The organism is Bacteroidota bacterium (genome assembly GCA_019637975.1).
In the GTDB taxonomy this organism is placed as follows: domain Bacteria; phylum Bacteroidota; class Ignavibacteria; order UBA10030; family UBA6906; genus CAADGV01.
On the sequence record JAHBUR010000012.1, the window covers coordinates 73,270 to 95,058 of the forward strand.

Below are 21,789 nucleotides of genomic sequence, written 5' to 3' on the forward strand. Positions count from 1 at the left end.
CCTCTCGTGAAGCAAGTTAAAAATGAACGATGAGATGTGTCAGGAAAGTAAGAACTTTAGAACTGCAATACCAAACTCCTCCGGCTTATCCGCATGAACCCAATGCCCTGTATCGGCAATTGTCGCGATGATGGATCGGGGAAAGAGACGCTTGATCCGCTCTCTATCCTCTGCCGCTATGTACTTGGATTTTGCGCCTTTGACGAACAATGTGGGTTTTGAGAACACACTCTCGGCAGTAAGATCGCCGGCAATCTCATAATAGTGCTTCCTGATGATTGAGAGATTGACTTTCCATTTCAGCTTTCCATCGTCCGTACGCGTGAGGTTTTTCAAAATGAACTGCCGCAGAGCGAATCCGGGAATCCGTTTTGCTATTTCAACATCTGCTTCATGCCTGGTAGAGAGTCGGCCGAGCTTGAGCGAGCACATCGCGTCAAGAATCTCATCATGTGCATTGGCATATTTTCGGGGAGCAACGTCAACAACGACCAATTTATCGACAAAATCGGGAAACATCAGCGCAAACTGCATTGCCGTCTTCCCTCCCATCGAATGCCCGAGTATGTGTGCAGAAGGAAGATGATGATGATGCATGAAATCCCGGATGTCGGTGGCCATTGCCTCATAATTAAACGTGTCGCTGTGCGGGGACTTCCCGTGATTGCGCTGATCAACGGCGTAGACCTTGAATCCCGCCCCGGCATACTTCTTCGATTGCGTCTGCCAGTTGTCAAGCATACCGAGCAGGCCGTGCAGGATAATCAGCGGATGACCGCTATGGCCGTAGGATTTGTAGTTGAGATGAAGCATCAATATCTACCCTGTTTCCCGACTGTTAGACATCTGTCTCAGATGCCAGGACATGTTCCTTGATAATCGTCTTTCCGTCAACCAGCGTCACAAAGTTGAAACAAGGCGGATGATGAATATCGGGTTGCATTTTCTTGTCGTCAGGCCAGGAGTAGAACTGCCTGCCGGTACTCGCCACGCTCGAATAGAGAATGCCGTCCTTCATCACTTGAATTCCCCGGTGAACATGTCCGCCGAAAACGCCCTGCACTCTCTCTCTGAAGGGGAGAAGTGATTGATGAAAGCGTACGCCATTCAACAACAGCATATCTTCATCAAGCCAGCGTGAGTCAAGCGGCAACGTCGGAAAGTGTACGAAAAGAACAGTCGGGGCGTCATCCTTGCTCATCTCCTTGTCGAGAAAATCGAACTGATGATCTGCCAGAACACCGTGAGGATCTATCTCATCCGGCCCGCGTGCATCAAGCACGATGAATCGTATCCCCTTTCTCTCGAATGAATAGGAAAGAACATCTGTATCAATACAGTAATCCTTCTTCTCCCCAATTGTCAGAAAGGTATGAATGTCCTTCGACGAATCATGATTCCCTGCCGCATAGTATATCGGAACACGCAAGGCGGAAAAAACCGACTCCGCAAGTCTGTACGCTGCTTCATCCGGATGAGCAACAACATCCCCCGTATGTATGACAAAGTCCGGCCGCGTGGGCAACGTATTGATTGTCTCAACAACGCGCTTTGCATTGCTGTACGAGTTGCAACCGTACAGTTGAAACGACCTCGACGGGCCTATATGTGTATCGCTGATGTGAACGAAGTAGAGAGGTGTCGAAGACATTGTTGGCATCATGTCGCTTGTGAAGGATGTGCTTGCCATGCAATCTTGCTACCGATGAATTCGGTTGCGCCGGTGAGGAAGAGTTTCATTTCACGCCTCAGTATCCGAAGCGGATTCGACCATCGCCTGCGGCTCACCCTTTTCCTGCAGGTGCACAACAATGCGCCATACATGATACGTCAGACGGTCGAGCCAACGCATCGCCTCAAGAAGTTGACCCGATTGAAAAGGTGTGAGCTTCCCTTCGGCTGTTTGTTCCAACGTCACGTGCCGGTGTTTGCGACGGTGTTCCGCGGTTGCTCGGGATAATTCCTCGGCGTCTTCCAATGCCCGCCTTTCCGGCAAGAGCTTCTCCAGTCTCTCCAGCTTCTCACACACCAACAGCGCAGCAGGATCGAGTTGTCCTGACTGACGAAATGCAGTAGACTTGTCTTTCTTAACTGCAGCAATCAACCGATCAAGGTGGTCGAGGGCATGCCACGCCGACAAGTGCCGATCATGCTCGCCTGCACTTTCGGGACTTGAGCGAAACATTCCAAGAAACGAGCGTATCTCATCGGCGGCGGTGGCGGCTTCATTCATGATTGAGGCGTGTTCTCCATCAGCTTTCTCGTTCCGAATCCCCTCTACAGCAACACGGATAACTTCCACAAGAACCTCCCTGATGGCGCGTTGCGCCGCTTCAACTGCAACAGATGGAACCACGGCAACGGACGGATCGAGATGTACTGTCAGCCTCGATCCTTTCTGCGGAACAAGACGCGTAATGAGTTTCGCAAAGAGGCCCAGGAAAGGAAGGAACAGAACAACACCGAGCAGGTTGAACAACGTGTGAAACGCCGCAATCTGAATTGCGGGCGACGGATCACCAACGAAGTCTGCAAACCGGAAGGCGGCGGTAGTAAACTGCCGGAGGAAGTAGAGAGCGACGGCCGCGGTAATCACATTGAAGAGAATATGCCCCACTGCAGCGCGACGGGCAGGCACCGAGGCTCCGATGCACACCAGTGCTGCCTTTACCGTTGTTCCGACATTCTGCCCGACGACAAGCAAAGCAGCCTGTTCAATAACAATCACGCCGCTGTACAACGCCGTAAGCGTGGTGGCAACTGCCGCACTCGAAGATTGCATCACAACAGTCATGACAATGCCGGTTACCACCAGCATGAGTCTTCCCCAGAATGCATCACCGGAAATTCCGGACAGGTCGATTTGCAGGGCAAGATCCTTCATTCCCGTCTGCAACGTCGCGATTCCGATAAACACAAGTCCGAACCCGGCAAGGGCCAGCCCGCTCGCGGCTGCACGTTCTTTGCCCAATAACTTCATCAACGCACCAATGCCTACAAGCGGAAGGGCGGCTGTGCCAAGACTGAACTTGAGGCCGAGCAGCGATACAAGCCAGCCGGTGCTTGTCGTGCCGATATTGGATCCGAGAATAACTCCCAACGCTTGCTTGAAGGTCAGTAGTCCGGCGCTCACAAAGCCGATAGTCATGACGGTCGTGGCGCTTGACGATTGGACAACAGCGGCAACCACTGCACCGGACGTGATGGCGCGGAATGTTCCTCCCGTAAACCGCGACAGAATTCTGCGGAGGGCGTCACCGGCAAGGGATCGTAATGCCTCCGTCATAAGAATCATGCCGAGGAGAAAGAGGCCTATTCCTCCTAATACCGTTGCAATCATCCGTAAGTCGTCTTTACGTATATCATCGTGGCTTTCTCATTTGTTGCCGTCCCTGCCTGCTCCCCTTTTCTTTCCCTTGCCAGTCAATTCGGGAGGAACGCTGCGAATGTGTACGTCACGTTGAGGGAACGGAATCAGTACGCCGGCAGACTGGAGTTTGTTGTGTATGGAAAAATTCAGATCGCTGACGAGTTTTCCCTTTCTATGCAAGAGGGATGATGTCCATGCCCGCAGTTCAAAGTCAAGACTGCTGTCGCCGAAACTCAGGAAGCGCACGGCGGGTGGCGGATCGTCGAGAACGTCGGGATTCTCCTTCGCAACATCGAGAAGCAATTGTTCCACGTGTCGCGGCTCTGAGCCGTAGGCAACGCCGACCGGAATCCGGAAGCGGATCTTCCGATCCACGTAGCCCCAATTAATGACATTCTCGGACACAAACTTGGAGTTCGGAACGATGATGGCAATATTGTCATTCGTCACTACTGTTGTGCTGCGTGCATTGATGGCAACAACGTCTCCTTCAACCTCTCCGACTTCAATTCTATCACCAGTCTTTATCGGTCGCTCGAAAAGAATAATCAGGCCGCTGATGAAGTTGCTTGCAATGTTTTGCAAACCGAATCCTACACCAATACCGATGGCGCCGGCAAGAACATTCAGCGTTGTCAGGTCTATGCCGGCCGTTTGAACGATAATAAGAAAGCCGATCACGACGACAATGTAGCGGATGATTGTACCAACCGATTGGCGGACACTTACCTCCAATGTGCTCCGTCGGAGGACTGTGTTGGTGAGCCAGTTCTTGAGTTTTCCGGAGAGATAAACGAGAAGAACAATTGATACTGTCATATAGACGACAGTCCACAACGACACTTCGAAATCACCGAGACGGAAGATCGGAATGTCGAGAGCGTGTCTTACCGAGGTAAAGAACTGGAATATTCTATCCATGAACTACTCTCCTTTGGAGTCAAAAAGGCCAGAACACAGGAATCAGCAGCGTCGCAAGAATCCAGAATATGAGATTCAGCGGCGCTCCCACTTTCAGAAAATCCGCAAACCGATACCGCCCGACACCGTAAATCATGGTATTCGTTTGATATCCGACGGGTGTCATGAAACTCGCCGACGCAGCAAACGCAACGGCCATCAGCAGCGGCCGGGCATCAACTCCCATCGCTTGCGCCGAGCCGATGGCAATGGGGGCAAGCAAAACCGCCGTTGCGTTGTTCGACATTGTTTCCGTAAGCAGAGACGTCAGCAAGTAGAAAACCGCGACCAGAGCCACCGGCCCCAGGTCTCCAACAAGCGCAATGAGTTGTGTCGAGAGCAACGCCGCTGCGCCTGTTTTTTCCAACGCGAGCCCGAGCGAGAGTGTTCCGGCAAGAAGAAAAATTACCTTCCAGTCAATCGCTCTGTATGCCTCCTCCATGGTGATGCAACGGAACAGCACGAGCAAGACGCTTCCTGCGATTGCAGCCGCTACGATATCGACAAGCCCGAGTGCCGCGCCTGACACAACGCCGGCAACAATCAGCAATGCGGGAATGACTTTTCTCCGCCTGAACTTCGGCAAGCCGACTTCGGAGACAAACACAAATTCGTTGCTTGCCCTGAAAGCATCAATCTGATCCTTGGCAATCTCCAGCAGCAGCGAATCCCCCGAACGCAAGCGTGTGTCACCCAAATTCTCCCTCATCAATGTCCCCCGATGGCGGATGGCGAGAACCGTTGCGTTGAATCTGCTTCGAAATTGCGATTGCTTCAGTGACTTGCCGGCAAGGTTCGAAATAGGCGCAACGATTGCCTCAACGAGAAGCATGTCTTCCGATTCGAGGTCCGCGTCCGTGAATTTCATGGAGGGTTTGATTGTGATGCCCACCCGCTCTTGCAGGGCTTTGATTTTCTTCACATCTCCAACTACGCGAAGCAAGTCACCCGCAGCAAGTGTTGTTGAGGCCGGCGATACGTGCAGCCGCTTTCCGTCTCTAAACACATCAAGAACCTGTACGCCGAGTTCCTCGACAAGCGGGCAGTTATTCAACTGCGTGCCGACGGATTTTGCCTCGGGTTGAAGGATGACCTCTGTGATATACTCGCCAAGCCCGAACTTGTCCGTCAGCATCGTATCCGATTCTCTTGTCGGAATGAGCCGGATGCCGATGACCATCATATAGATTGTGCCTGCCGCAAAGAAGATCAACCCCAACGCCGAAAACTCGAACATCCCGAACGGCGCTTGATCGTACCGGACTGCAATAGAACTGATAAGAATGTTGGTAGAGGTTCCGATCAGTGTGCAAACTCCTCCGAACATGGACGCGAATGAGAGGGGCATCAACAGCTTCGAGGCAGGGGTTCCGATATCACGCGAAGCGCCCAACATGATTGGAAGAAAGATTGCGACGATCGGCGTGTTGTTGACAAATGCGGAAAGCCCGCCTACAACAACCATCGTGGCAAGGAGCGCAACCCACAAATTGAATTTGAACAACCGTACCACCAGCGCGCCGAGATAGTTGACGACTCCCGTGCGGAACAATCCCGCGCTGAGCACGAACATCGCTCCTACGGTCACTGTTGCGGTGTTGCTGAAACCGGCTATTCCTTCTTGCGGCGTGATAATTCCGCTGAGTAACAGAATAGCCATGATCGTCAGAGCTACTTGATCAACGGGGAAACGTTCAGTCGCAAAGAGAACAACTGCGAGCAGAACAACAGCAAGGACGACAATCATCTCGACTGTCATGAGACGGGTCCGGCTGCAGTGGGTACGATAGTTCGGGGATTGTCAAACATCCGGCTAAATAATGTCGGGTTTTTTCTTGCTGAGAATCATGCCGGCGACAATGCCCACAGCCGCTCCAATCAACGCCGAGATGAAGATCAAAAGAGCCCGGGGCATACTGATGGTGACAAAAAGAATGCGAGTATCAACATCCTCGGTGTTCTGCAGAATGACGATGATGAGAAGAACCACTCCGATGAGTGCGCCAACAAGCCTCAGCTTTTCCATGGCAAGTATCCTTCAGTGGTTGTGTGAATGGAACAGGCGCTCGAGGAATCGTCAAGCAGCGGCGGCTTCCGGCAGCGGATAATCCTCAAGAATGTCGTACAGTGTGTTTCGTTGCGCCGCCGCAAACCCGGCCCCGTGAATCAGTTCAATACACTCTTCCGTATTTGACTTATTCACAAAATTCGCCGCAGCGTGAACGTTCTCTTCGAGGATTGTTCCGCCGAAATCATCAGCGCCGAAGTGCAAGGCAATTTGTCCGGCTTTCTTCCCTTCCGAAAACCATGACGCTTGAATGTGGTCGAAGTTGTCAAGATAGATGCGCGAGAGGGCGATGATTTGATAGTAGCGGTTCGCCGTTGCGTAATGCGGAATAATCTTCTCTAACGGCGTGTTGCCCGGTTTGAAACTCCACGGAATGAACGCCGTGAAGCCGTGATACTCATCCTGCAGTTGCCGGATCACTTCAAGGTGCTCAATGATATCTTCATCTTTTTCTAAGTGGCCGTACATCATCGTGGCCGTTGTCTTGTAGCCGATTTTATGCGCCTCGCGCATCACGTTCAGCCAATCGGCGCTTGTTCCTTTTTTGCTGCTGATTTTCTTCTTCACCCGATCGGAAAGAATCTCCGCACCGCCGCCGGGAATCGAGCGCTGTCCCGCATCCCAAAGTCGCTGCAACACTTGAGGAACAGTCTGACCTGAAATCTCCGCCATGCCGATAATTTCAGAAGTCGAGTAGAAGTGGGGAGTAACGCCGGGGATTTCTTTCACGGTTCGTTCGACCATCTCAACATAATAGTCAAAAGGAACCGCCGGGTTCACGCCACCCTGCAGAAGGATGGTCGTGACGCCCTTCGCCGCCGACTCCTTGAAACTCCTGATCATGTGGTCAACGGAGTACGTGTACTCACCTTCTTTGCCCGCATGCCGGTAAAATGCGCAGAAGATACAGTCAATGTTGCAGATGTTCGTGTAGTTCGGGTTGGTATCGACAACGAAGGTCACCCGCGATTCGGGGTTCTTCGTGAACCGGATTTCGTTCGCGAGTGCGCCGAGGTCGAGGAGGTTCGTATTGCGGAGTAGGAAGAGGGCGTCGCCTGGGGTGATTCGGTGACCTGCCCGGACACTGGAATGGATTTCTGACAAATGCATATAGGCTCTTCGGTTTGTCGGCTTAAGGTTTTCTGTACACCTCTCTGCGATGGCCAACGCGGATGACGGTGATCATCAGAAGATCTTTCTCAACTGTGTAGATGACGCGGTAGTCACTGACTCGAATGCGATATGCGTTAGACGATCCTGTAATCTTCTCCGACCGATGAGGGAATGGGTCATTAGCCAAGGCTTCGATCGCTTTCGTGATTCTTGGGGTGACCGATCTCGACAGCTTTCTCAACTCCCTTTCTGCTGACGGCTTGAACGCAATTCTATAAGAGACCATCACGTCTGAGCCGTCTTTTCACCTGCTCCCACGGAACCGTCTTTTCGTCTCTTCTGGACGCTATGGCAGCAAGATCCGCCACGTCCTCCATGAGTCGTTCGTACTCCCTCACGCCGATAATCACGGCTGTCTTTTTCCCATTTCGATCAACCACGTACGTGGCGTCAGGCTCCTTCACCTTGCCCATACTTTCTCCTTAATTGTCATCTCAACAAAAGCATTTTGCGTGTGAATGTAAACTGCCCGGGGGTTACACGGTAAAGCGCGCAAAGCAGGCGGGCACTGTTTGTTCTTGATCAACATGACCTCAGGATCGGGAATCCTTGGCGATCACCCGATTTCCTTCTTCAGCCGCCTCCACCAACTCTGCAAACCTCACCATCGCCTCCCGTTCTCTCTCACCCAACCGGTAATTGAACCCGGCCAAATACTCCTGCGTTTCAGTCGGCGTAAGTCCGATAGAGATTCCATGCTGCGCTCCAGCGGCGGAGGGTTCTTCTTCAGTCTTCGAAAGTGACGAGCCAATCATCTCCTTCAACTCTGCTTTGCGCTCTTCAGGCAAAGATTTCTTCATCGCCCACACGGCAAAGACAAACGGCAGCTTCTGCCAATCGTACCATTCTCGTGCGAGATCGAACACCAACTCAAAACCTTCGAGGCCCGTTTTGTTGGCTCGTAATGCCTCATCGCCAATAAGCAACACGGCATCGTATTTCGAGTAGTCGTTTACGCCGGAATGCAGTCGCTCGAACTTCGCCGACACTCCGTATTTCTTCTCCAGCAGTACTTTCAGCAGCTTCACAGATGTTGCGGTATCATCAGTAATCCCGATCGTCTTGCCGTTCAAATCCAACCATCCTTCGTTCGAGAAGAGCATCACGCTTTTTACCTGATCTCGCGTAGCAATACACCAGCCCATCAACTCCAACTTCTCTTGTTGACCGAAATAGTCCATCAGAGAGAAAAGTCCGGCATCAATCTGATTCTGCTCGCTGAGAATTCCCATGCGTCGAGGCGCAACGGGCAGAATGCGATACTGTCCCTTCTCGAAGTTTGCGTAGAACGGCACCGAGTTGAGATACGGTATCTTGCCGATGACATTATCGGTGTACAGCTTCAGCGGATTGTAGTACACATCCCGCTCGACCGGAATCTTCCCCGCATCTTTGATAATGCGGATGATCTGGTCCTTCGCAAGTTTCATCGGACTGGTGGCTCCGGCGTCGTGGGCGATTTTCTCTCCGCCGACTGTGCCGTCCATATCGTCTGCGCCGAAGTTCAACGCCATCGCCGCAACTTCCTCCGTCAGCATCACCCAGTAGGCTTTGATGTGCGGGAAGTTGTCCAACATGAGCCGAGAGATGGCAATCGTCTTGAGATCGTCGATGGCGGAGGTGAACTGGTTCTTCGGCTTGATGCCGGTGTCACCGGGCTGAAATGCAAGAGGAATGAACGTCAGGAAACCGCCTGTCTCATCCTGCGCCTCGCGCAGTTTCATCATGTGGGTGAGTCGTTCTTCAAGCGTCTCGATGTGTCCGTACAGAAGTGTCGAGTTTGTCGGAATGCCCAACTTGTGTGCCGCCTTGTGTACTTGGAACCATCCCTTCGCGCCGATCTTCTGCGGGAAGAGAAGCTTCCGGACCCGCTCGGAAAACACTTCCGCTCCGCCACCGGGCATCGTCCGCAGTCCGGCATCATACAATTGACGCAACACCTCTTCAATCGGCATTCTGAATTTCTTGTGGAAGAAGTCTATCTCAACCGCCGTGAACGCTTTGACATCCGTGTTCGGAAATTTCTCGTGAATCGTCCGGACGATATCGAGGTACCGCTCCCACGGCCAGTCCGCCGGCATGCCGCCGGTAATGTGGACTTCGTGAATATCCGGCGTGAGTTTGGAGAGGATTTCCTCCGTTGTCATTTCGTAGGCGTCGGGACGCCCTTTCTTCGTGGCGAAGTCGCAGAACTTGCAGGAGAGGACACAGATGTTCGTGTGCTCGATCTTCTGGTTGAGCACAAAGTACACCGCGTCGCCGCTCTTCTCCTGCTGGACGTAGTGCGCCATCTTGCCAAGCGAAAGAAGGTCGGGCGTTTTGTAGAGCGTCAGGCCATCTTCCAACGTGAGGCGTTCACCACGCTGCACTTTGGACCAGATGGGAGTGAGGTTGTTGTCTCGGAAATGGATGTTCATGGATGAAAAATCAGACTATGCGAGAGTCAATATAAGGTTTTGGGGAGGAGGAAGAAAGGAGGGAGTTTATTGTAGAGAAGGGTGTCCTGTGCGAGTGTTGGCGAAACTCTTTAGACAAATGCTGAACTTAGAAACAAAAATAGTATATTCATAAGCACATCATGAGAGACCTGACAATCGAGAAGCAGATCCATAAGGAAACTCAATCCCGCTCCGGCTCAGACGGGTTCCTCGTAAAGGATTATACCGCCCAGTACAAACCACTCATTCATTTCAATAAAAACAAATCTGCTCTTGTCCATCAGTGGTATCCCTTCCTAGAGGGATACTCGAGCGAGTTCATACAAGGAATCAGGAATGAACTCAGCTATGATCCTCAATGCGCCCTTGACCCTTTTGTTGGAAGTGGAACTACGGCGCTGGAGTTGCAGCGATTAGGCGTCAAGTGTGTGTCATTTGAAGTGAATCCATTCTTGCACACACTTGCTGTTGTGAAGATGAGGACGGACTACTCACAGAGCTCATTGGTCAGAAGTATCGAAAACGTTAAAAAGTGCGTAGCTAAGAAGAGAACAAATATAAGACTGGTGCAGCCACCACCACTCGCAAAGACAATGTACAGGCGAAACGGGAATGACAAGTGGCTTTTCAACGACGCGGCATTGGATGGTATACTTGATCTAAAGTACGCCATCTCACAATTACCTGATTTGAGAGATCGCGAGTTGCTCAAGATAACGCTTGCCTCTATCCTGCTTGATGTAAGCAACGTATTCCGAAATGGCAAAGCACTTTCGTATCGAGAACGGAGAGGTACAGAAAGAAGGATTAGACGAGCAGAAGTTCACCGCCAGTTCTTTGATAGACTTGAATCAGTATTTCTTCCTGATGTAAGAGAGATAGAAGCAAAGAGCGGAGGAATGAGTAATGCCGAGTTTTGTCACCTTTGCGATGTCAGGAAGGGCATAGGGGAAATTCCCGATAGATCAATCGATTTGGTCATCACTTCTCCGCCTTACTTGAACTCCCGCGACTACACCGACAGTTACATTGTAGAGCTATGGCTGTTGGACTTTGTTAAGAACTATGAAGAACTCCGGCAGTTGCGAACTCGTACCCTTCACTCTCATGTCCAAGTGAAAATTGGAGAAAAACATTATCCAAGACTCAAGAAGCTCGAAGAAATAATAGCGTCGATGGAAAGCATCTCAGAGCAATTCTGGAACACGCAGCTTCTCAATATGGTCAAAGGTTACTTTGCAGATATGGATTTGTTGATGGCACAGCTGGCATTGAAGATGAAGGAGAAGAGTAGGCTTTATTGCAACGTTGCCAACTCAGCATATTATGGGATTGAGATACCGGTTGATGAGTTGATTGGCGAGATTGCGGAATCGAAGGGTTTTAGGGTGGTTGAGATTAGAGAAGCAAGACGGATAAGACCCAGTAGTCAACAAAACGCCATAATTGGTTCGCTTCGCGAGAGCGTTGTCGTAATCGAAAGCTGTGGGAACTAATTTGGAATAATGTTATCCACCTCCAAGTCTGGAATCTTCCGAAATAGGTGGACGTAGGGATGAAGATCTTTCTGAACATAGGTTAGATCAATGACGTCAAGGCTGTCTCCGTCTCTGTTGACCCTAGCGTCAAAGACAACGAGGTACCCTGACCTTACCCCGAACTTTAGGTCCCTTGCCTCCTTGATGTATCCAAGAACTTGGGGAACGGCTTCTTCCTTAATGTACTTTGGTCCTATGGTGTGACCCACTTTTTTTTCGTTTTGGCTTATGCTTTGTCCGATCCACTTCACTTCAATTATGATGTAGTTGCCGTTCTGATCATATGTCCAGATATCAAGGCGGTTGCCCGACTCAAGCAAAAGCTCTTTCGCGAAAACAAAAGTCCCCATGATGTTTGCCTTCAAGAACATCAGAAGATCATTCCTAAAAGTGTTTTCTGGCTTGTTCTTCAATAGGTTCTTCCGCTTCGGTATCTGACTCGGAGGAAACAATCGTTTAAGGGTTGTCTTGTACACGAAGAACTTGCAGTAGGTTGCTTGCTCTTTGAGCCTGCCTCGGTATTCATCAATAACTTCTTCGATTTGAGATATCTCCCTCTTCTGCAAGTATGCCTTAATGGCCTTCTCCGTGCAGAAGACTCCGTCTCCAAAATCATTGCCCTGAACAAAGTATATGATACGGCGGTCTCCAACAAAAAAGACACAGAGGCCATGCTTTGACATTTCCGTAAAGAGCCGACGCGCTTCGTTGGAATCCGAAATATCATCCTGCCTCGATTCAATGCTAGCAATTTGAGAACTAATCACAATGTAATTGTGTGTCAAGAGTACCGTATCCAACAAATTCGCAAGTCGATCGGCGATGTCGCCGATAGATAATGTTGATACGTCATCCTCAGAAATTACCAAAGCAAATGGGACATGAGTTTTCCTCTGCGAGTACGAAACCAAATTTGCATGAAGCAACTTGAAGGTCTCTTCACTATGAATTCCCTCACTTGCTCGTTGCTCGACTTTGGATGCACTTGATTTGATTATCTCACTCAACTCCTCCCGGGAAATCATAGTTTGAACTCACCCTTCAGAACCTTGCTGAACACGTAGTCAAAGTATAATTCCAAATACTCCTTTGAATCTATTTTGTTTGCTTTCGAGCCCAACGTCTCTTCAAATGAACTCTTAAAGGAGTTCAGTGTGGAGATAGACCTGTTGGTCCTACTTACATCAATTTCAGTAACCAGGTTTCGTTCGATGTTGTCCTGATATTGTGGGTCACGAATCACGAACTCATAGACTTTGCTTTCACCATAAACTCCAAGTAATAGGAGAATTGTCTTAAGCCAGTCTCTCTTTGTCTCATGATTTGGGAGACGAGAAATGTCTGGAAGCGTATTATCACCTAGGGTGAACACATCTTTACTACTTCGACGCACATATTCGTTGGCCTCCAGAAATGCTACTGAGCTTCTTACGTCGTCACTATACGGACCTGTTGGAACAACGGAAAAATGATAGTGATCCAAGAAGGGGTTTTTTGTTGCTGGGTTTCTAAAGGAGAAAAGAACGCTGGCCAGATATAGAATGCGATAGATGGAGAGCTCGCGTATACCATCCCAGCCAATCGACGATGCCAGATCAATAAGGCTGACAATGTCCCCGTTTATGTTTGGAACGGTATCGGAGAAGCTAGTTGGCTTTGGCATTGATCCTCCTCTTGATTCTACTGAGGATTTGTTTGATTTGTTCACTCTCGGTCTGGATTGCCGACTTCTTTCCTATCTCAAAAAGATTGATGCAGTCGATCTTGTCGGATTGAGTGATGATGTGGTCAAGAAACTCGCTGTTGTTGACGTTTGATGTTATTATCAGAACATTTGGACGACTAAGAAACCGTAGAAACACGTTCGCCGCATTCCTTTCGTAGGAGACATCGAGACTGCTATCAGGAGTTTCACACATAAAAAAAGTCGGCTTCTGATAGAAGAATTGAAGCAAGCTCATCCGGTACGAATGATCAACAAAAAACCTCTGTGATTCTGACAGTTCCTCTTCGCCTAACCTTGCTTTGCCATCAATGACTGGAATAAATCGTCTGCCCCGTTGATCTCCAAGCGCATCATACGTTAAGGATGCGTCCACCCTTAGAAAGTCGCCAGCAAACGCAGAAAAGATCCCAGAAAGTTCACGCGTGATCCTTGAGTTTTCTGCATCCATCTTTGCCGTTATCGTCTCCGCCAGGGCCTCCGCCTCTCGACTTTTTTCTTCGTTCTCCTGCTTCTTCCTCTCAAGTTTCCTGATCTCGCTCGTCATCGCCTGAAGCTCAAATGAATCTTTCTCACCTGCTTTGACATTGAGGCTGTGTTCAAGAGCTCTAAGCTTCTGTGCCAGGTCAAATACAACCTCATTTATTTCAGAATACTCTCTGTCCAGTTTCTCAACCTGTTTCTCGTTCCTTAGAATCTGAAGTTCGACGTTCTGACGGCCACGAGCTATCTTCTGAAGTTCCTTTTGCAATTCCACTGTCTCATCTTCAGGTTGAACTGTTGGTCTTATGGCCTGATGACACAGAAAACACTCACCGCCATTGCTCAGGACTTTTGACAACTGATTTTCCAACAAATCTTGGTTACACATGGGGCAAATATGATTGCGACGACCACTTTCCAAATAGAGATCATACTTAGGATTCAGTCTTGTCCAGAGTGCTTTCGCAGACCTGGAGAAAGCATCATGAAGTTGATTTTCCAAGTTATCGTAGTTTAACGCGGCCCTAGTCCTTTCTTCGTGATACAGCCTTTGTTGTTTTGTCAAGGCTTCTCTTTCGCGTTGAATAGCAGTTAGCTTCTTCTTCTGTCTAGCAATCTGGCCTTTCAATTTATGCATGTCGGTTAGTGTAGTCTTAACGCCCTTCTTTGTATCTCTACTCTCTTCAACCTGCTTAATGATTTTTGATATCGCACGAATGTCCTCGGAATTGTGTCGAGCTAGACTATCATAGTACTTGGCTTGCCCCCGTGCATGGTCACGTTTTGCGTCTTCGTCTGGATCATTAAAGTACTTGCTCGAAAGTCGCTCTTGAATGCTGTTCTCGCTTTCGTCCCAAAGGATGGTCCTGTGTCCTTCGTCGAAGGTCAAGATTTCATTGACAAAGAAAATGAAGTCGTCAAAACTGTAGACATTGGCGGCTTTCGCTACTTCTGTTTCGTACCTATATTGCAAATACTTTTTCCTCTCGTCTGGCTCCAAACGCTCGTACTTCGCTTGAGTTATTGTGTCACCTTTGAGCAGGCGGGAGTTATTTCCATCTCGGACACTCACTTCTTCCAATAGAATCGTCTGTAATTTTCGTTTCACTTTGAATTGAGTATCATTTAGCTGAAAGGATAGGGAAACATATGCGTTTTCATTGTTCTGGTAGCTCCCGTCCATACGATTCGCGAAGTATTCCATAGGATACTGAACTCGACTCTCAATCTTTCTTCCGAGATAGGTCCGTTGAAATGCAAAATCCTTCTTGTAAAGACCTATTAATCCATACTTGATCAGATTTACGAAGGTTGTCTTCCCAATTCCGTTACCGCCTAGAATCAGGTTCACACCCTTAACAAAATCATAACGGAAGTCCAGTCCACCGGGGTAGAGAGAGAAGTCTCGAACGTGGATACTCTTCAAATTTGGAAGGTAGATGTGATGGCTCATATTATGATGGCGAGATCAGTCTCACAACAATATGGTAAATGATGCCTAGTGAATCAAGGCACTATGAGAAGGCGCGGCTCCGCGTGAAGGTCCTTTTTTGGAACCAAAAAGAAAGAAATCAACCCCTCTGCCATGTCCGGCCTGCATAGCGGGCACTCGGTCGTTTCATTGGCGGGTGGGGTGGAGACCTGAGTTAACAATATCGACTTTCTGGTTAAAAAAGAAAGTGGAGAACAAAAATCCTCCGAAACCATCAGCCTGACGGTGTAGCCTGTTGACCCGCTCGCGATGACCCGCTGTTGAATTGGGTTTCGTCGTGTTCATCATGCTGATCTTGCTGTCCGGTACTTCACGTTCGGCTCTTCCACACCGAACCCTATCGGTCTTTTCTTCGGCGGGTCCGGGGCGTCATGAGTTGGCGAATGGCTTCAAATACAACGCGGAATTGGTCGTCGTACTTCTTCTCCAAGTCCGCCAGGTTTCGGGCGAGGTCTTTGTGCGTGGAGAGCAACTCCCGCAGCCGCACGAATGCGCGCATGATCTCTATGTTGACCTGCACGGCACGCTTGCTCTTCAGGACGCTCGACAACATGGCTACGCCTTGCTCGGTGAACACATAGGGAAGATACTTGGCATGCTCACCCCATCTTAAGGTGCCAAACTGGCTCCTTAAGATTGCGTACTCATCCTTCGTCAACTCAAACATGAAGTCCGACGGGAATCTGTCGATGTTTCTTTTCACGGCTCGCTTCAGTACCTTTGTCTCGACTCCATAGAGTCCGGCAAGATGGAAATCCAGCATAACCTTCTGGCCTCGAATCAAGAGAATTCTTCGCTCGATGAATTCAGGGACCAATATGCTGGATGATGCCTTGGAGTGCTTCACTTTGGCCACGATATGTCTCTCATCTTGTGCGCATTTTGACTTCGGCTTTCCACTCTGATCCGCGTTTCTCGGACGCGTACCGTGATTCATTCCACCTCATACTTCCCGCGAAGAATCCACGGGTTGTACGGCGGGTCGGCGTTGTTTTTCTGATTAGGCTTCCGCTGAACAACACTGGAATGCACCACCGGCGTCCCGTGCGTTGCGGGCCACGAACGCTCGGCGCGGCGGAACAACGAAGCGGGAAATTTCCCGCGGGAGTCGTGCATGACACCGTCGGGGTCGGGCGCAATCTTTACCTTGTGACGCGGGTAGATCCTCAGTCCGTGCGCATGCGCTTTGTCCACCATCCATTGCAGCACGATGTCGGAGAGCTGTTGCTCACGATATCCGCCGCCGACATCGGTGTGCATGCCGCTGAACCAGACTTGATGCATGTTCTGATATTCCTTCACTACCGGATCCCAGAGTGTCGGGTGGAACGTCAGACGTTCGTCATCAATGGCAAGCGCATGATACGCATTCTCCACACTTTCGCTCAGGCGCAAGTTGTGAAAGCGGTGCTTGAACCAGGGAATCATCTCGACAACATTATCCATCCACGTGAACGGAAGCCCGAGCGCGGCCACCGTATCCCACACGCCGAGGAACTTGATGCGGCACCACATGGTCCGGTTTTTTGCAATCAGCTCTTCAGCTTTCTCTTTACGCCTCTCCTGATCCTTGATCCGGTAGATGGCATAAGCCCGCTTGATGAGTTCCGGTCTTGATTGGGGCAGAATCCCGAACAGATGAATGAACCCCGACAGACTGCGCACGGTTGTTGCGCCGCGGCTGAACCCGAACAGATAAATGTTGTCGTCTGCTTCGAAGTTTTCGAAAATGAACTGGTAGCAATCACGGATGTTTCTTGAAATTCCCATGCCCGCCATGTTGCCGGTGACCTTCCTCCATCCCGTGCCCAGCCCCCGATCATAGTACGCAACCTGATCCTTCGTCCGATCTTCGATCATGTTGAAGAGCTTGTACACATTCGTGTTGTACGTCTTACCCCCTTCCTGGCCCGTGCCGTCGGAGAATACAACGATGTTTTTGCCCATGGGTTACCTTTGATGATGTGATTGGTGATGGATGTTCGTTGCTATTTCCAGTACGCGTCCCATCGTTCCTCCACCCTCTTCTTCACTTCGTCCGTCATCCTCAGCGGGTTCGGATACCCGGGCTTCCACGTTGCATCAATGCCCATCACGCCTTTGTAGATCGGGCTGATGCCGTGAAGTTTCTGTTCCGTGAAAATGACATCCCGCTCACAATCGAACCGCGTGAACACTCCCCAGATATAATTCTCCTTGTCATGAATGTCAACATCCTCGCTGACCGCTGCGATGACCTTGATGCCGGCCAGGTCGGATTGCACAACGAGCTTCTCGACAACACTTCTGCCCTCTCCACTCACCTTTACCAACAAGAGAGCGTCGTGGACAAAGTTTGCATCAACGATGCGCCGGTCAAGAGATTTCACTCCCCTCCATTTCTCGTTCCCCCCATCATTCCTCATTGGCGATTCCGGAGAAGTTCGTTGCTTCATCGTCGCATCAAGAATCATCTTGCTTCCCAAATTCATCTTGAAGCTCGTGAAGTCGAGTGTATCGAGCGGCACTTTCGGAATCATCACAAAATCAAAATGCGGATCGAAGTTGTCACGCACATTCTTCATCACTTCGTCGAAGTTCCTGACGTTCACTCCTTCAGAAACGAGTATGATACATTTGGTGAGAGAAAGCTGAGACATCCCCATCAATCCCAACGCCGTCTTCATCGCTTCTTTTTGGTAGCGCTGATCAACAGCAACAACGAGCAGGTTGTGAAATCCCGCTTCGTAATACGCCCACATGTTGGTGATTTCTGAATGTATGAGTTTGATCAGCGGGCCGAGAATCTGCTGTGTTGCATCCCCCAACCATTTATCCTCCATCGGCGGAATGCCGACGACTGTTGCGGGATAAACGGGATTGATGCGATGCGTTATCTTCTTGAGATGAAAGACAGGAAACTCAGCGGCATGAGAATAATGTCCGAAGTGATCGCCAAAAGGGCCTTCCATTCTTCTCTCTCTTGCGGGAACAACTCCTTCGAGCACAAACTCGGCATTTGCGGGGACTTGGATGGAAAGCGATTTTGCTTTGACGAACTCCGTTCGCTGGCCTCGTAGAAATCCGGCGAACATTGCTTCGTCGATATTCTCCGGCAAGGCAGCGATTGTTGCCATCAGCAGCGCAGGATCGGTTCCCAACGCGACTGCCAGCTCGAAGTCTCGACCGAGCCTTTCAGCTTCGTAATAATGAAATCCTCCCCCCTTTTGAATCTGCCAATGCATCCCCGTTGTCTGCTTGTCGAACACATGCATGCGGTACATGCCGATGTTGCGCTTTCCGTTTCGGGGATCATACGTTACGACTTGCGGCAGCGTGATGAAGCGTCCGCCATCCTCCGGCCAACAGGTCAGAATCGGCAGTTCATCGAGATTTGGCCCTTCAACAACCTCCTGCACAAGAGCGGACGAGACGGATTTGTTCCGAGTCTTGAGGAATCTACCAACGAGCGGCTTATGCTTCCAGAACACAGATGGCTTCGGCGGCATCGCATCCAGCATAAATCGAATCAGTTCTTCGCCGAGTTGTTCGGGATGTTTGTTCAGTGCAAGCTCGCAGCGATGTTCGCTTGCCATCGTGTTGATGACGAGGGGGTACTTCGAGCCTTTGACATTCTCAAACAATAACGCCGGGCGTCGTTCCTTGATGGCCCGCGTTGCGATTTCTGTGATTTCGAGATATGAGTCAACTTCGACTCGTACTCTGTGCAACTCGCCTGCCGATTCCAGATAGCGGGCGTAGTCGCCTAAGGTTCTGTAGGTCGTCATGGGAATTGGTTCGGATAGCTTCGATCAGGAATTGTCGGTTACAAGATAGGAATTTGAGGGGATATTTCAGAACGGTGATGTTCCGAAAAACAGCTACAGCCCTTCGACCAGTGACGATGCCATCTTTTCCGCCACAGGCGAATCCGCGGCAAGCCAGTAGAGATAATTCCTGCTGACAAAGAAATAGTGATCCTGTTCCTGGCCGAAACAAAACGAAGCTTCGAGATTGCCCAACCGTGTAACCCGGTAGTCGGTAAACAGCGGATTTCCTTTCTCAATGCTGCGAGCCATTTTCGTGTACGCCTTCCGCGCATCGGAACGGGACCGGTAAACGGAGAGATAGATCACCGTGTTGCCTGAGCTGTACACACCGATGAGATTCGTGGAGGGAGTGACTTCCTTGTCGTGCATGCGGTTGAGAATTTCGTTCGCCCTCTCGCCGTCAATCATCTGCATCAATTGTGCATCAGCAAGGTGTTGAGGAAGGCTTACCGGCGCCGTTTCTTGCAGAAAAAAATACACTGCAACCGCAATCGCAAGTCCTGAAGCGATCGCAAACCAGATAACGAAAAGGCGTCTTGGGGAACTCTGCATCACAGGCGAGAATACTTGGAAAGAAACTGTGAAAAGAAGAAAGCGGACCGGCACGCCAGCCCGCTTCCTGAAACTTGCTATTCAGCCACCGCTTCAGTCACGACGCGATGTGCTTCAAACGTGCCGCCATTCATCAGGCCGCGAAAGCCAACCCACTTCCATTGTCCGATGTATTGATTGCGGTCGAAGCGACCTGAAAGAAGCACATTGTTGTCGGCGTTATTCGGATTTAGGTTGATGTTGAGGATGCCGTCAGAGAAACTGCCGGTAAGAATGCCGCGTCCAATCTGCGGTCCGATGCGGCCTTCGTTCAGTGCCGAAGCCAATCGCCAGTTTCCTCTGACATTAGCGGGCGAAACCGACAACACCAACTGCCCCCTGACAATAGGCGACCCATCCCGCGCATAACCGACGTACTGATACGTTACTTGCGTTGCGGCATCGGGTTTGTCAAGATCCAGCGAGCGTTGAGAATCGGGAGCTACAGCCGACTGCTGTTCGGCACAGCCGAAGAAGACCAGTCCCGCGACGAGTAGCAGAGAAAGATACTTCATGAGAACCTCCTGCTTGCTTCTTTACGTATTACAGACCCCGAGAAAATATACGAAGCGTGGAAGTGAATTGCCATACCCGCGCCTGCATTATCGCACTTTTGTCCTCGCCACCACGGCAAGAGTCACGCCGGAGAATATCGCAACACCGGCGATGGCCAGCCGCAAGGTCACGGATTCGTCAAGAAAGAGAACTCCACCGTACGCAGCGAGCACAGGAACAAGCAGTTGCACAATCCCGGCCTGTGATGCGGATAATCCCCGTAACGCCGTGTACCAGATTGCGTAACCGACTCCCGAAGCGAGTGCGCCGGAACCGATTGCAAGGAGAATTCCCTCACTGGAAGCAACACGCCCGACCACCGGCACGGCAGCAATCGGCAACACGAATACGAGGCTCACAACAAAGTTGCTTGCCGTGGCGCGCAACGGATCGGCAACGCCCTTCCCTCTTAACGAGTACACGCCCCAAGCAACTCCTGCGACTGCCATTATTCCGGCACCAAGCAAATCCGGCGCATCTGCTCCCGGCAACGTGAGGCCCGCAAGCCCGGCGAGAGCCAGCAACAACCCGATCAACTCCCGCACGTGCAGCCGATTCCCTTCGAAAAGATGGCTCCCGATCATCGTTGCCTGAACAGCACCGAACAAAATCAGCGCTCCGACTCCGGCGGAAATGCGAAGATAGGCAAACGAGAATGGAACCGCGTAGCTAAACAATGCAAAAGCGGAAAGCCAGTTCAGTTGAAATGCGGGAACGCCTTTCTCCCGCGCAGCGAGGATGATTGCAAGCGCCAACGCGCCGCTTATCAAGCGAATGGATGTGAATGATGCAGCATCAATAAGGCCCGGAGCCAAAGCAAGTCGGCAGAGAATGGAGTTTGACGCGAAGAAGATGAGGGTGAGTGAGGTGAGAATGAAGGTTCGCAAGGAGGTATTCTGGCCGCCGAAACGGAATCAATTCAGGTTCAGAACAGATATAGAATCGAAAGAGATTCGTTCAGGCCAATTTGCATCCTCGCCATGAGATCCCTTCCGAGAAGACAACGGCGAAGCTGAACTTCAGGGAAAAACAATTCTGCTTGAAAGGTCTCATCCAAAACCCTGACTTGGACTGTATGCCCGAATGCACTAAAAGATGATCCATTGGCGGCCGTAAAAATCATTCGCCTCCCAGCAGCAGGGATTAAGCCTATGTCTACTGCATATTGGGGAGAAAGGAGTGTATGCTGCGCGCCAGTGTCCACAATGGCAGGGAGATCAACTGCTCTGCCATTTGCTTCTATGCCTAACTCAATAACGGGGAACACACCGTCATGTAGAGGATAGTAACGAAAGTTTCTTTTGTATTTGTATGTTACACTATACAATGCGCCTACAGTCCGATTGATGAACCCGGGACAGACTCGGGAACATAAAGAATGAAGGGAGAGACTATGCCGGATGATCGCGCTTTGTCTGATACCTTGGCAAATTCGACATCTGCGCCTACAAGTGTGCCTCCCTCCAAAGCAATCCACTTTCCACTCAGAGTGGCCAGCAATTCCTTGTTGTCTTCGAGCCATTTCATTTCAAGTTCCCTACTGCTCACCATCGCGCTCATTGACCTTGCTGCATTAGGCATCTTTCATC

The 21,789-nt window shown here is 50.4% G+C and carries 22 protein-coding genes; 1 reads left to right on the top strand and 21 read right to left on the bottom strand.

Going from position 1 to position 21,789, the window contains the following annotated elements; translation table 11 throughout:
* Positions 1–39: 39 nt before the first annotated feature.
* The 10 genes from KF749_08660 to mqnE all read right to left on the bottom strand — a co-directional run bounded on the left by KF749_08660 (position 40) and on the right by mqnE (position 9,988).
* Complete coding sequence (locus KF749_08660) at positions 40–813, bottom strand: alpha/beta fold hydrolase (protein ID MBX2991226.1); 774 nt, start codon at positions 811–813, stop codon at positions 40–42.
* Between the two features lie 25 nt (positions 814–838).
* The gene (locus tag KF749_08665; protein ID MBX2991227.1) at positions 839–1,690 is read right to left on the bottom strand and encodes a metallophosphoesterase; all 852 of its coding nucleotides are present in this window, start codon (positions 1,688–1,690) and stop codon (positions 839–841) included.
* Positions 1,691–1,741: 51 nt separating this feature from the next.
* Entirely contained in the window at positions 1,742–3,340 is a 1,599-nt protein-coding gene (locus KF749_08670; protein MBX2991228.1) for a Na/Pi cotransporter family protein, read from the bottom strand.
* 36 nt (positions 3,341–3,376) lie between these two features.
* Positions 3,377–4,291 (bottom strand): mechanosensitive ion channel family protein, encoded by a 915-nt coding sequence (locus KF749_08675; GenBank protein MBX2991229.1) that lies wholly within the window; start codon positions 4,289–4,291, stop codon positions 3,377–3,379.
* 19 nt (positions 4,292–4,310) lie between these two features.
* Positions 4,311–6,089, bottom strand: a complete 1,779-nt coding sequence (locus KF749_08680) for an SLC13 family permease (GenBank protein MBX2991230.1) — start codon at positions 6,087–6,089, stop codon at positions 4,311–4,313.
* 54 nt (positions 6,090–6,143) lie between these two features.
* Positions 6,144–6,356, bottom strand: a complete 213-nt coding sequence (locus KF749_08685) for a LapA family protein (GenBank protein MBX2991231.1) — start codon at positions 6,354–6,356, stop codon at positions 6,144–6,146.
* 51 nt (positions 6,357–6,407) lie between these two features.
* Positions 6,408–7,508, bottom strand: coding sequence for a dehypoxanthine futalosine cyclase (gene mqnC / locus KF749_08690; protein ID MBX2991232.1), 1,101 nt, complete (start codon positions 7,506–7,508; stop codon positions 6,408–6,410).
* Positions 7,509–7,530: 22 nt separating this feature from the next.
* The gene (locus KF749_08695) at positions 7,531–7,797 is read right to left on the bottom strand and encodes a type II toxin-antitoxin system RelE/ParE family toxin (protein MBX2991233.1); all 267 of its coding nucleotides are present in this window, start codon (positions 7,795–7,797) and stop codon (positions 7,531–7,533) included.
* A complete protein-coding gene (locus KF749_08700; protein ID MBX2991234.1) occupies positions 7,784–7,984 on the bottom strand; it encodes a type II toxin-antitoxin system prevent-host-death family antitoxin in 201 nt (66 codons plus the stop codon). Before KF749_08700 ends, KF749_08695 begins: the two co-directional genes overlap by 14 nt.
* A gap of 120 nt (positions 7,985–8,104) precedes the next feature.
* Positions 8,105–9,988 (bottom strand): aminofutalosine synthase MqnE, encoded by a 1,884-nt coding sequence (gene mqnE, locus KF749_08705; protein ID MBX2991235.1) that lies wholly within the window; start codon positions 9,986–9,988, stop codon positions 8,105–8,107.
* A 473-nt stretch (positions 9,989–10,461) separates the two neighbouring features.
* Here mqnE and KF749_08710 point away from each other — a divergent pair, with 473 nt between their 5' ends.
* The gene (locus KF749_08710) at positions 10,462–11,505 is read left to right on the top strand and encodes a hypothetical protein (GenBank protein MBX2991236.1); all 1,044 of its coding nucleotides are present in this window, start codon (positions 10,462–10,464) and stop codon (positions 11,503–11,505) included.
* Here the strand turns inward: KF749_08710 and KF749_08715 are convergent.
* The 11 genes from KF749_08715 to KF749_08765 form a co-directional block, all read right to left on the bottom strand.
* On the bottom strand, positions 11,502–12,572 hold the full coding sequence (locus tag KF749_08715) for a hypothetical protein (GenBank protein MBX2991237.1): 1,071 nt from the start codon (positions 12,570–12,572) through the stop codon (positions 11,502–11,504). The genes KF749_08710 and KF749_08715 overlap by 4 nt on opposite strands.
* The gene (locus KF749_08720) at positions 12,569–13,210 is read right to left on the bottom strand and encodes a hypothetical protein (GenBank protein MBX2991238.1); all 642 of its coding nucleotides are present in this window, start codon (positions 13,208–13,210) and stop codon (positions 12,569–12,571) included. The genes KF749_08715 and KF749_08720 overlap by 4 nt, the downstream gene beginning before the upstream one ends.
* Positions 13,194–15,206 (bottom strand): AAA family ATPase, encoded by a 2,013-nt coding sequence (locus KF749_08725; GenBank protein MBX2991239.1) that lies wholly within the window; start codon positions 15,204–15,206, stop codon positions 13,194–13,196. Before KF749_08725 ends, KF749_08720 begins: the two co-directional genes overlap by 17 nt.
* Positions 15,207–15,582: 376 nt before the next feature.
* Positions 15,583–16,182 carry an ORF6N domain-containing protein gene (locus KF749_08730; GenBank protein MBX2991240.1) on the bottom strand — a complete coding sequence of 200 codons (600 nt, stop codon included), beginning with the start codon at positions 16,180–16,182 and terminating at the stop codon, positions 15,583–15,585.
* On the bottom strand, positions 16,179–17,192 hold the full coding sequence (locus tag KF749_08735) for a DUF2235 domain-containing protein (GenBank protein MBX2991241.1): 1,014 nt from the start codon (positions 17,190–17,192) through the stop codon (positions 16,179–16,181). The genes KF749_08730 and KF749_08735 overlap by 4 nt, the downstream gene beginning before the upstream one ends.
* A gap of 41 nt (positions 17,193–17,233) precedes the next feature.
* Positions 17,234–19,012, bottom strand: coding sequence for a menaquinone biosynthesis decarboxylase (locus tag KF749_08740; GenBank protein ID MBX2991242.1), 1,779 nt, complete (start codon positions 19,010–19,012; stop codon positions 17,234–17,236).
* A 93-nt stretch (positions 19,013–19,105) separates the two neighbouring features.
* Positions 19,106–19,660, bottom strand: a complete 555-nt coding sequence (locus KF749_08745) for a hypothetical protein (GenBank protein ID MBX2991243.1) — start codon at positions 19,658–19,660, stop codon at positions 19,106–19,108.
* 23 nt (positions 19,661–19,683) lie between these two features.
* Positions 19,684–20,160: a hypothetical protein gene (locus KF749_08750; protein MBX2991244.1), complete on the bottom strand. Its 477-nt coding sequence runs from the start codon at positions 20,158–20,160 to the stop codon at positions 19,684–19,686.
* Between the two features lie 87 nt (positions 20,161–20,247).
* Positions 20,248–21,087 carry a DMT family transporter gene (locus KF749_08755; GenBank protein MBX2991245.1) on the bottom strand — a complete coding sequence of 280 codons (840 nt, stop codon included), beginning with the start codon at positions 21,085–21,087 and terminating at the stop codon, positions 20,248–20,250.
* A 38-nt stretch (positions 21,088–21,125) separates the two neighbouring features.
* Complete coding sequence (locus KF749_08760) at positions 21,126–21,467, bottom strand: retropepsin-like domain-containing protein (GenBank protein ID MBX2991246.1); 342 nt, start codon at positions 21,465–21,467, stop codon at positions 21,126–21,128.
* 65 nt (positions 21,468–21,532) lie between these two features.
* Positions 21,533–21,781: a hypothetical protein gene (locus KF749_08765; protein ID MBX2991247.1), complete on the bottom strand. Its 249-nt coding sequence runs from the start codon at positions 21,779–21,781 to the stop codon at positions 21,533–21,535.
* Positions 21,782–21,789 lie beyond the last annotated feature (8 nt).